The following is a 9,434-nucleotide window of genomic DNA, read 5'->3' as shown; positions in this document are numbered from 1 at the left end:
TGCTGACCCCGTTGCGGCGGGCGTGGGTGCCGATCGCCGCCACCGTGGGGCTGGTGCTCCAGCAGGGCGACCGGGCCCAGGAGTGGGTCCGCTCGTACCCCGTCGGGCTGCGCCTGCTCGCGCTGGCCGCGCTGGTCCTCGTCTTCGGCACGTACGGCCTGCTCAGCTGGTGGTTCACCCACTACTCCGTCACCGACACCGAGCTCCGCATCCGCACCGGCCTGCTCTTCCGCCGCACCGCCCACATCCGCCTCGACCGCATCCAGGCGGTGGACGTCACCCGCCCGATGCTGGCCCGGCTCGCGGGCGTCGCGAAGCTCCGGCTCGACGTCATCGGCACCGAGGAGAAGGACGAGCTGGCCTTCCTCGGCGAGCGGGACGCCGTCGCGCTGCGCGCCGAGCTGCTGGCCCGGGCGGCCGGTTTCGCCCCGGCGGAGGCGGCCGTGCTCGGCGAGGCCCCGCAGCGGGAGCTGCTGCGGGTGCCGGTGCGGGACCTGGTCGTCTCCATGCTGCTCAGCCTCGGCGTGTGGGCCGCGCTGGCGGGCGGGCTCGTCGCCCCGGTGGTCGTGTGGCGGCTCAGCGACAACCTCTGGGCGGCGGTGGCCATCCTGGTGCCGCTGCTGGGCGCGGTGTGGACCGGCAGCCTGGGCCGCTTCCTCGCCGAGTACGACTGGACGGTCGCCGAGTCCCCCGACGGGCTGCGCCTGGACCACGGGCTGCTGGACCGGGCCCACGAGACCGTCCCGCCGGGGCGCGTGCAGACCGTACGGATCGTGGAGCCGCTGCTGTGGCGGCGGCGCGGCTGGGTGCGGGTGGAGCTGGCCGTGGCGGGCTCGAAGAACGGGGTGCTGGTCCCGGTCGCCACCCGGGCCGCCGCCCACGCCGTGATCGCCCGCGTGCTGCCGGGCGCGGACCTGGCGGCCCTGGCCTTCAGCCCGTCCCCGCGCGCGGGCTCGCGGTGGGTGGTTCCGGTGTGGTGGAAGGGCTATGGCCTGGCCGTTTCGGCGGAGCTGTTCGCGGCGCGGCGCGGCCGGCTGTGCCGGCGTACGGAGATCGTTCCGCACGCGAAGGTGCAGAGCGTGCGCCTTTCCCAGGGCCCCTGGGAGCGCGCCCGGGGCGTGGCCGACGTGCATGTGGACACCGGCGCGAACGGCACGGTCACCGCCCGGCTGCGGGCGTCCGCCGAGGCCTCCGCGCTGCTGGACGCCCAGGCGGTCCGCTCCCGGACCTCCCGCGCGGCGGCCCGGCCCGACCGCTGGATGACCTGACACGAGGACCCGTACGCGGGCACGGCAGGCGTCGGGCGCGGGCGGGGCCACGTATCGGCCAGGGGCGGTTTTCAGCCAGAGGTGGCGGCTGGTTGAAACCGTGTTTGTGTTCGCAACGTCCCTTCGGTAGACAGGTACGCAGACGAGTGATGCAACGACACGTCAGGGGTGGGTGAATGAAGTTCGACATGGGCAGCACCACGCTGTCCGAACTGGGCAAGGCCACGGGCGGCTCCAGCGAGGACCTGGGCACGCTGATCAGGCTGCTGGTCGCCGCGGCGGACCCGCTGGAGGGCAAGTTCAACGGAACGGGCCGGGCCGCCTTCGACTCGTTCAAGCGGCGTTCGGACGCGATCACGGCGGAGCTGAACGCCTCGCTGCGCGCGATCATCGGCGGTCAGACCGGGATGAACACCTCGTTCACCAGCGGTGACCAGGAGCAGGGCGACAACGCCCACCAGAACATGGGCTCCGCGAACTTCGACGCCGCGCGCTTCGGCGCGCGCTGATCCCGGGGGGATTGGAAACATGGGACAGAACCTGGACCGCACGTCGTACGACGTCTCCGCCTCCGTCGAGGTGCAGGGCGGCCTCGCCGGCATCATCGGCCAGCTGGAGCGGGTGCTCGGCGACCGCGACGCGGCGGTGAAGGCGGCGATGTCCGAGTTCACCGCCGACGGGGTTTCGGACGAATACCACGGCAAGGAAATCCGCTGGAACAAGGCGGCGAACGAGGTACGGGACATCATCCGCCTCGTGCGCACCACGCTGGAGCAGAACGACACCACCGCGCAGGCCACGCTCGCCAAGGCCAAGGCGGCGGTGGACAACATCGGCTGACGCCGAAGCCGTTCGCGCGATACGGGGACACGGGGACACGGGGGTAGGGCATGGGCTGGGACATCAAGCCGTCCGGTGTGCAGGGGGTCGTCAACAAGACGGTCACCGCCGCGGAAGGCTTCCAGAAGGCGGGCACGTCGCTCCAGACGGAGCTGCCGGAGGCGGCGAAGCACGCCGGCACGGTGACTCCGGGCGGCGGCACGGGCGGTGAGGGCGGGGGGATGGGCCCGATCGCCGGTGCGCTCGGCGAGCTCATGCACTCCCACGAGTACCGGCTGGCGTACATCGGGGCGCGTACGGAGGCCTCGATCAACGGCGTGATCAACGCCACGACGGCCTACGTACAGGGCAACTTGGAGCAGGCGGCGAACGCGCAGCGCGAGGCGCTGAAGGAGCCGAAGGTCGACCTCCCGGGGGCGGGGCAGAAGTGACGGACCACGTACCGATCAACCCGTGCACGATCCCGCAGTTCACGGGTGACCTCGACTTGCTGGAGCAGGACAAGACGGCGATCACGACCGCGGCGGGGACCTTCCGCGACGCGGGCTCGAACGTCGACTCCGAGTTCCAGGGCCTGTCGGCGTTCTATTCGGCGCCCGAGGCGGCGCAGCTGTTCGCGACGACCAAGCCCGTCAAGACGGACAGCGACTTCTTCGCCGACCAGCTGGAGTCGGCGGCGAAGGCGCTGGGCGAGTACATCACCGAGGCGCGGCCGATCGTGGCGCGGCTGAAGGAACTCCAGTCGAAGGCCACGACGTTCTCCAACAAGATCAGCGGGGACGAGCACTGGAAGGACGACGGGGACAAGATCGATGAGAACAACGATCTGATCCACGACGTCAACGCGGCGGTCTCGGCCTTCTGGGCCGCCGAGCGGACCTGTGCGAACAAGATCCGCGCGCTGTACTGCGCGCCGCCGCTGACGGCCGACGACGGCTCGCACGGCGCGAACATGTACGGGTACAAGGGCGAGGACCTCAACAAGGCGCAGGACCTGCCGTGGGGTTCGCAGCTGGAGGAGACCCACCGCTGGTACGAGATCGGCCACTGGGCGAAGTCCTTCGTCTGGGACGGCCTGATCGTCGACGGCATCTGGGGCACGATCCGCGGCCTCGGCACGCTGGTGGGCGTGGACGGCTGGGACAAGGCGGGCCAGGCCTGGACGGGCCTGGCGAAGCTGGCCACCGGTCTGGTCATCACCTCGATGCCGGGTGTGGGTACGGCGTTCTGGCTGGCGGACGACAAGGACCTGCCGGGCTGGATCCGTGACTCGCGCACGGCGATGAAGGAGACCGGCAAGGCGCTGGTCGCCTGGGACGAGTGGGGCAAGAACCCGGCGCGGGCGGCGGGTGCGGTCACCTTCAACGTCCTGACCACGGTGTTCACGGGCGGCGCGGGTACGGCGGCCAAGGCGGGTACGGTCGCCAAGGTCATCAGCGTGGCCGGCAAGGCGGGCCGGCTGATCGACCCGATCACGTACATCGGCAAGGCCGGCTCCCTGGCCAAGATGAAGATCGGCGATCTGTTCGCGAACCTGGGCAAGGTCGACGGGGCGTTCCCGAAGATCGACGACGTGGTGTGGAAGGACCTCCCGAAGGCCGACGCCCCGGGCATCAAGTTCCCGCACCCGGATGACACGGTCCGGCTGCCGGACGACGCGATGGGCCGCCCCCAGTACTTCGACAAGACCACGAACGAGCTCCTGGACCACACGGGCGCCCCGAAGCAGGACCTCACCTCGATCCCGAAGGGCTCGGACCACCCCCTGGCCGAGGTCCCCAAGCACGAGCCGGTCCCGGTCGGCGTGGGCGCCCACACGGCGGACGTCACCGCCCACACCCCGGGCGGCCCGACCGCCCACACCCCGGGCGGAGCGGCAGAACACACCCCGGGCGGCGTCGCGGACAACGGGGCCCACAACAGCCACACCGAACCCGGCGGCGGCACGCCCCCGGGCCACGGCGGCACCGACACCACCCCGACGGGCGGCGGCACCCACCACACGGACACCCCCGGCACGGGCGGCGGCCACGACGGCCCGACGGTCCCGCACCAGGGCGACGGCCCCAGTGGCGGCGGGGGAGGTGGCAGTGACGCGCCGGGTGGCGGCGGTCACGACGCCCCTGACCCCAACAACCCGAACGTCCATCTGGACGGCGACAAGATCGCGCAGCAGCCCTCGGGCACGATGCCGCCCGAGCGTGCCGCCGAGGTCACGGATTCCCTCACCAAGTCCAAGGTCCCGCCGCAGGACCAGGCGCGCATGCTCACGCAGCTGAAGAAGTCGGAGTACGGATCGGCCGTCGCCGACTACGTCGCCAGCGGCAGGTTCGCGGATATCCCCGAGTACAAGCAACTCATCTTCCAGATCAAGCAGCCAGGCATGATGCCGGCTGTGCACCAGGCGTTCGAGCACGCGGCGGAACTCCAGGCCAAGGGCATCGGAAACATCGAGTTCGAGCTGAAGCTGCCCGAGCGGGGGCTGGACCTCGATGTCGCGACCAGAGGCGTCGACGGCCGTATCGAGTACGGTGCCCAGCTGAAGGACGTCAAGAGTGCCAAGGGCATCAGGACGGCGGTCAACGGAATCGCCGACCACCAGCTCGTGGGCGACGGAGTCGACGTCAAGGCCGCCATTCTCGACGTTCACGATGTGAAGAGCGCATTGACGGAACGGGACCTGGGCGTGGTGCAGCGGGCAGCGGACCGCACCAATGCCTCCTTCGAACTGCGTTTCAACGACGGTTCCATCACCATCTACCCGACCAATGCCACCAAGCCGTAAGGGAACTCCATGTCGATTCTGATGCGCGCGCCGAGAGAGAGCGGCTCGTGGTTCTGGGATCTGTACGACGTGAGCGAGTCCGGGCTGGAGCCGGCTCTCGCGACCGCCGCACGGATGTCCGCCGTGCTGACCGCTCACGGGCTGCTCGAACCGCAGGCGCTGGAGTGGAGCTGGTTCGAGGTCGGCAAGGGCGGGCTCGGCATCGACAGCGGGCTGAGCCTCCTCAGCCGGTCCCTGGGCGATGAGAAGCTGGCGGACGAGATCCGCGGCTGTCGGCCGGTGGGCCACCCGGGCGCGGAGATGACCGGCTTCGTCGTCGTCGGCTTGGGTAGCTGGTACGACGCGGAAGGCAGCCCTCGCAAGGAAGACCGCCTGGTCGAGCTCCGCGTGTCGCCCGACTCCATCGGGCCTTCCGCAACGCTGTCCGTACACCACGACGTGTGGGCCACCTGCGACTTCCGAGGCAACCCGCACCCCGAGGTGCACGCCCGCAACGCGCCCCGCCTTGCCACGGCCCTGCGGGAACTCGACGCGCTCCTGGGAGTCGAGGCCGAACCGGGGGAACCTACCTACTTCGGCATGGCCAAAGCCTACGGACTGGAGGACGCGGAACTCATCGACGGTCGTGGGCCGGATCTCACCGATCTGATGTGATCACGACCGAGCCGGTGGGGGAGTGGTTCTGGGAGCCTTCCCTCGTGCTCGACGCCGCCGCGAGTGGCGCTTCGAGGCCCCTCGCGCTGGTGGGGGAGGTCAGGGACGTCCTGGCTTCCCTCGGGCTGGTCACCGGCGGCGGAACGGGCTCGGTGGTGCTCTGTGACCGGTCGGCCATGGCACACCCGCTGTTCGAGCGGCGCGACGTACCCGTCGCTGCCATGGCCGAGCAGGTCGCTGCCGTGCGCCTGTTGCCCGGCCGGCAGCTGACGGTCAGCCTCGTGCTGCCCGGGGAGTGGCTGGAGACAGGAATCCGACGGCGGGCCGAGAAGCTGTTCGGCGTACGGGTCGAGGTTTGGGGTGAGGGCGCGGTGCTGCTGGTGCTGTCGACCTACGCCGACGCCTGGCTGACCCAGGACCTCAGGGAGCGTCCGCAGCCCGAGGTGGCGGCAGAGAACGCGCCACGGCTCGCGGCCGCGTTGAAGCGGATCTCCGAGCTGACGGAGTCGCCAATCGACCCCGGAGACGCCACCAAGCACGCCCGTCCCACCGCGGAAGGGTTCGCGGACCTGCTGGTGGAGGGGGCGGAGTACGACGATTCGTGGGGCACCTTCGAGGTCCCCGCCCGCTGGAAGCGGCTCATGAGGCTCGTCCCCGGGGCGTCGGAGGGCGAGGACTACGAGAGCAGCACGGAACATCCCGTCCGCTACGCGCACGTCCGGCGCGGGGAGCAGGTGGTGGGCTACCTCTGGGCCGCCGTCGGTGACGAGGCCGCCGGGTACGAGCCTCGTACGGCGGCGGGTGACGCGGCGTTCGAGGCAGGCGTGCCGTGGGTGCTGAGCCTCCGTTCCCTGCGCCTGCGGGGCTTCGGCCCGATGGCGGCGTTGAACGAGCTGCTCGGCGTGGCGGACGGCAGCGGGAGCGGCTCCGCCGTCGAGCCCGCGGTGCACGAGGCGGCTTCGCTGGACGCTTTGGAGGAACTGTCGGCGAGGCATTGACGGTGCCTCCGCCCGCAGTGCGACGGGAACGGCCCGTAGACGGAGGGGTTGTAGGGTCGTTGGGGATGAAGCCGAACGGCCTTACGTCGCAATTCCTGAGGTAGTGATGTTCGTAGGAAGTGATGCGGAGTTGGACGTCGGCAGCACGGACTGGGTCAGGAGCCAGGACGAGCGGCTGGTCGCGTCGATTGAGCAGCTCGCGGTGTTTCCGGCCGCACTCGACCGGGTCTGGGAGCAGGCGGACCTGCACGTGCAGTCGCGGACCCTCGCCGATCCGGCCGGAGCCGAACTGACCACGTGGGAGACCATGGTCGACGCCGCACAGCTGGGGTCGGCGCTCTTCCGTACGGCGGGGATGACCGAGGGCACGGCGCAGTGCCGCATCCACCACGAGCTGCGCACCCTGCCCGCGACGGGTCCGAACCACGACGCGCGCCCTTCGGCGTGGCTGCGCGCGTTCTGGTACGCGATCCCGGTCGGGGTCGAGTCCCGTACCTGCCCGAGCACCTGCTGAAGCGGTCCTGGGTGGGGGAGTTCGAGGTGTGATGCGCGGTCTCATGGCAGGAGGGCGTCCTTGATTGCGAGCACACCCGTCGGGCGGTGGTCGTGGGGGGAATCCGGCCGTGAGACCGACCTGGTTCGCGAGGCCGTCCGCCGGTTCGTCTCGGCGCTCCGGGTCCTGGACCGGCATCGACTCGGAACCCCGCACGGCGGGCGCGTGGCCGTAGAGGTCCCCGAGATGGGCCGTCGTAGCATCCTGCTCCGTGTGGATTTCGCTGTTGGCGCGCTGACCGCGGATGCCGTGGAGGGGTCGTCGGCCGCTGAGGCCCTGGTGGCGTGGATCAAGGAAGGCATTGCCGCCGGCGCGGTCGGGGGCGTGAACCTTTACGCCTCGTGTGACGGCATCGTGGTGACCGGTGCCGGTGGAGGTGAGGCCGTAGAGGGGCTCTTCGCGCTCACCGCCGAGGTGTCGGAGGGGTACTTCAACGTCGGCCTGGCGGCCTTCTCCGATGCTTGGATGCCGTTCGATCTGCGGGGGCGCGCGCAGGAGTCGGTGTTCGCGGCGAACCGGCCACGCCTGGCCTCTGCCCTCGCCGAGATTGCCGAAGAGCTCGACGTGGAGATCGACCCCGAGGACGCCACCAGGTTTGGCTTTTCGACGGAATCGGGCATCGAAAATCACTACGAGGACGACGGCTCCCCGTCCGACGTGTGGGGAAGCTTCGAGATCCCCTACCGGAACCGCATCTTCAACCAGACCCCGCAGTTCAAGGCGGGGTACGGGCGGCAGGCGGAGGGGCCTGTGCGGTACGTCCCGGTGCTGGGAACCCAAGAGGTGCTCGGGTACCTGTGGGCCTCGGACGACGAGGGTGCTGCCGGATTCGAGCCGCGCGATGCGGCCGATCTGGAGGCCTACCGGGCCGGTCTCGTGTGGCTGGAGCGGCTGCAGGAGGCGTATGACCGAGGGCTGTCGCCCACCGCGGCACTCGTCGGGCTGGGCAAGCGTTCCGGTGATCCCGTGGCGGGGCGGCCCGAGGCGAACGCGGCCGTCGATGTCGACGAGTTCGGGAAGCTGGCGCTGCTCGCGCTGGAGTAGAGCGGTCGTACGCTTACCCGATGACGCGAGGGGAACGGCGATGAGTTTCTCGATCTGGGCAGGCTGCCCGGCTGTGCGGAGGTGCGAGTCCGCCGCCGACATGGCTGACGCGGTCGGTGAGATGTACTCCTCCGAGGCCGAAGACGCGATTCTCGTCTGGAATCTGGTGCCGGTCCGGCTGTCGTACGGCTACGACCTCGCCGTCCTTGTCGACGACCTGGTGCCGCTTCTTGAGGAGATCCAGCGGCCGGAATTCTCGGAGACCGAGGTGTTCTGGGGGTCCGACACGTTCTCGGCCGAATGGAGGATGGTCCGCGAAGGCGATTCGCTGAGGGTTCGGGCGCGCTGGCACAGCACGCTCGGGAACTCTGAATCGCTGCTGGCCGGGCGGGGCGATGCGGTGGTCAGTGCGCAAGTGTTCGTCGGCGAGTGGGCGAAGATTCTGCGGCGGATCGTGACCGATATCGAGGGGGAGTCCGTGGAGTTGGACGACGACGACATCTTCCTCCGTGCCAAGGCCCTGCTCGCGGCCGTCGGCGAAGCGGCGAGAGGGGAGCGATGACCGTCTTCGTGGCCGGCCAATCAAGCAGCCATTGACGACCTGAAGGCGATCGTCGAGGGGCACGGGTGGAGTGATCGAGTTGTCTGGTATCCGTAACGAGGGCCGATTCGTGGGTAACTGGCCCGCTGATGCGGAAGCAGTAGCGGTGCTGAGGGACTGGGTCGCGGAGAGCGTTGTCCTGCTTGATGCTGCCGGGCTCGACCTGTCCCATGTTGACTTGTCTCATGCGGACCTTGCCGACAGTCTGCTCACCGAGACCGTGCTCCAAGGAGCGCGTCTCGTCCGTGCGGATCTCTACCGCGCACACCTTGAGGGCGCGAATCTTAATGAAGCCGACCTCTCGGGTGCTTCGTTGGTGAAAGCCGAGCTGGACCACGCCTCGCTGCGCGGCGCAGTGCTGAACGGAGCCAATCTCGGGAGCGTTGAGATGTACGGTGTGGATGGCAGAGGGGCCTCCTTTCGACAGGCATCGCTTCACGGTGCGTCGCTGACAAATGTCGACCTGCGGAGCGCTGACCTGACAGACGTGTCGGTGTCGGAGACATTCATGCAGACGGTCTTGGATGATCAGACGGTGGTTTCCGGCCTCTCCGGCACGATCTTCGGTCCCGCCGAAGTGGTGGGGAGGGATGGGCGACACGAGCTGGCTGGAGCCGAATTGGAGTCGTGGTTGAACAGCCGAGGCGCGAAGGTCCGAGTCCTCCCCTCTTGATCTGGCTACCCGAGGGCC

General features: G+C 69.6%; 11 protein-coding genes. All 11 read left to right on the top strand.

The window, feature by feature from the left end; translation table 11 throughout:
• A partial coding sequence (locus tag ACFV0Q_RS12985) for a PH domain-containing protein (RefSeq protein WP_385004496.1) occupies window positions 1-1,268 on the top strand: 1,268 nt, incomplete at its 5' end.
• 176 nt (window positions 1,269-1,444) lie between these two features.
• Entirely contained in the window at window positions 1,445-1,777 is a 333-nt protein-coding gene (locus ACFV0Q_RS12980) for a hypothetical protein (protein WP_385004494.1), read from the top strand.
• Window positions 1,778-1,796: 19 nt separating this feature from the next.
• Window positions 1,797-2,108 (top strand): pore-forming ESAT-6 family protein, encoded by a 312-nt coding sequence (locus ACFV0Q_RS12975; protein WP_385004492.1) that lies wholly within the window; start codon window positions 1,797-1,799, stop codon window positions 2,106-2,108.
• A gap of 50 nt (window positions 2,109-2,158) precedes the next feature.
• Window positions 2,159-2,539: a DUF6507 family protein gene (locus ACFV0Q_RS12970; protein ID WP_385004490.1), complete on the top strand. Its 381-nt coding sequence runs from the start codon at window positions 2,159-2,161 to the stop codon at window positions 2,537-2,539.
• Window positions 2,536-4,893 (top strand): hypothetical protein, encoded by a 2,358-nt coding sequence (locus ACFV0Q_RS12965; protein WP_385004489.1) that lies wholly within the window; start codon window positions 2,536-2,538, stop codon window positions 4,891-4,893. Before ACFV0Q_RS12970 ends, ACFV0Q_RS12965 begins: the two co-directional genes overlap by 4 nt.
• Before the next feature lie 9 nt (window positions 4,894-4,902).
• On the top strand, window positions 4,903-5,547 hold the full coding sequence (locus tag ACFV0Q_RS12960) for a hypothetical protein (RefSeq protein ID WP_385004487.1): 645 nt from the start codon (window positions 4,903-4,905) through the stop codon (window positions 5,545-5,547).
• Window positions 5,544-6,545: a hypothetical protein gene (locus tag ACFV0Q_RS12955; protein ID WP_385004485.1), complete on the top strand. Its 1,002-nt coding sequence runs from the start codon at window positions 5,544-5,546 to the stop codon at window positions 6,543-6,545. The genes ACFV0Q_RS12960 and ACFV0Q_RS12955 overlap by 4 nt, the downstream gene beginning before the upstream one ends.
• Window positions 6,546-6,675: 130 nt before the next feature.
• Window positions 6,676-7,059 (top strand): Imm49 family immunity protein, encoded by a 384-nt coding sequence (locus ACFV0Q_RS12950; protein WP_385004483.1) that lies wholly within the window; start codon window positions 6,676-6,678, stop codon window positions 7,057-7,059.
• Window positions 7,060-7,311: 252 nt separating this feature from the next.
• On the top strand, window positions 7,312-8,142 hold the full coding sequence (locus tag ACFV0Q_RS12945; RefSeq protein ID WP_385004481.1) for a hypothetical protein: 831 nt from the start codon (window positions 7,312-7,314) through the stop codon (window positions 8,140-8,142).
• 40 nt (window positions 8,143-8,182) lie between these two features.
• Window positions 8,183-8,704 (top strand): hypothetical protein, encoded by a 522-nt coding sequence (locus tag ACFV0Q_RS12940; RefSeq protein ID WP_385004479.1) that lies wholly within the window; start codon window positions 8,183-8,185, stop codon window positions 8,702-8,704.
• A gap of 70 nt (window positions 8,705-8,774) precedes the next feature.
• Window positions 8,775-9,416, top strand: coding sequence for a pentapeptide repeat-containing protein (locus tag ACFV0Q_RS12935; protein ID WP_385004477.1), 642 nt, complete (start codon window positions 8,775-8,777; stop codon window positions 9,414-9,416).
• Window positions 9,417-9,434: the final 18 nt, after the last annotated feature.

The sequence above is a fragment of the Streptomyces sp. NPDC059564 genome (assembly GCF_042735575.1).
Classification (GTDB): Bacteria; Actinomycetota; Actinomycetes; order Streptomycetales; family Streptomycetaceae; genus Streptomyces.
This window is presented reverse-complemented; position numbering and strand designations above follow the sequence as displayed.

Excerpts from the sequence above, each read along its gene's own strand:
- ACFV0Q_RS12960 (WP_385004487.1), top strand. The coding sequence starts at position 4,903 with ATGTCGATTCTGATGCGCGCGCCGAGAGAGAGCGGCTCGTGGTTCTGG.
- ACFV0Q_RS12980 (WP_385004494.1), top strand. The coding sequence starts at position 1,445 with ATGAAGTTCGACATGGGCAGCACCACGCTGTCCGAACTGGGCAAGGCC.
- ACFV0Q_RS12975 (WP_385004492.1), top strand. The coding sequence starts at position 1,797 with ATGGGACAGAACCTGGACCGCACGTCGTACGACGTCTCCGCCTCCGTC.
- ACFV0Q_RS12970 (WP_385004490.1), top strand. The coding sequence starts at position 2,159 with ATGGGCTGGGACATCAAGCCGTCCGGTGTGCAGGGGGTCGTCAACAAG.
- ACFV0Q_RS12940 (WP_385004479.1), top strand. The coding sequence starts at position 8,183 with ATGAGTTTCTCGATCTGGGCAGGCTGCCCGGCTGTGCGGAGGTGCGAG.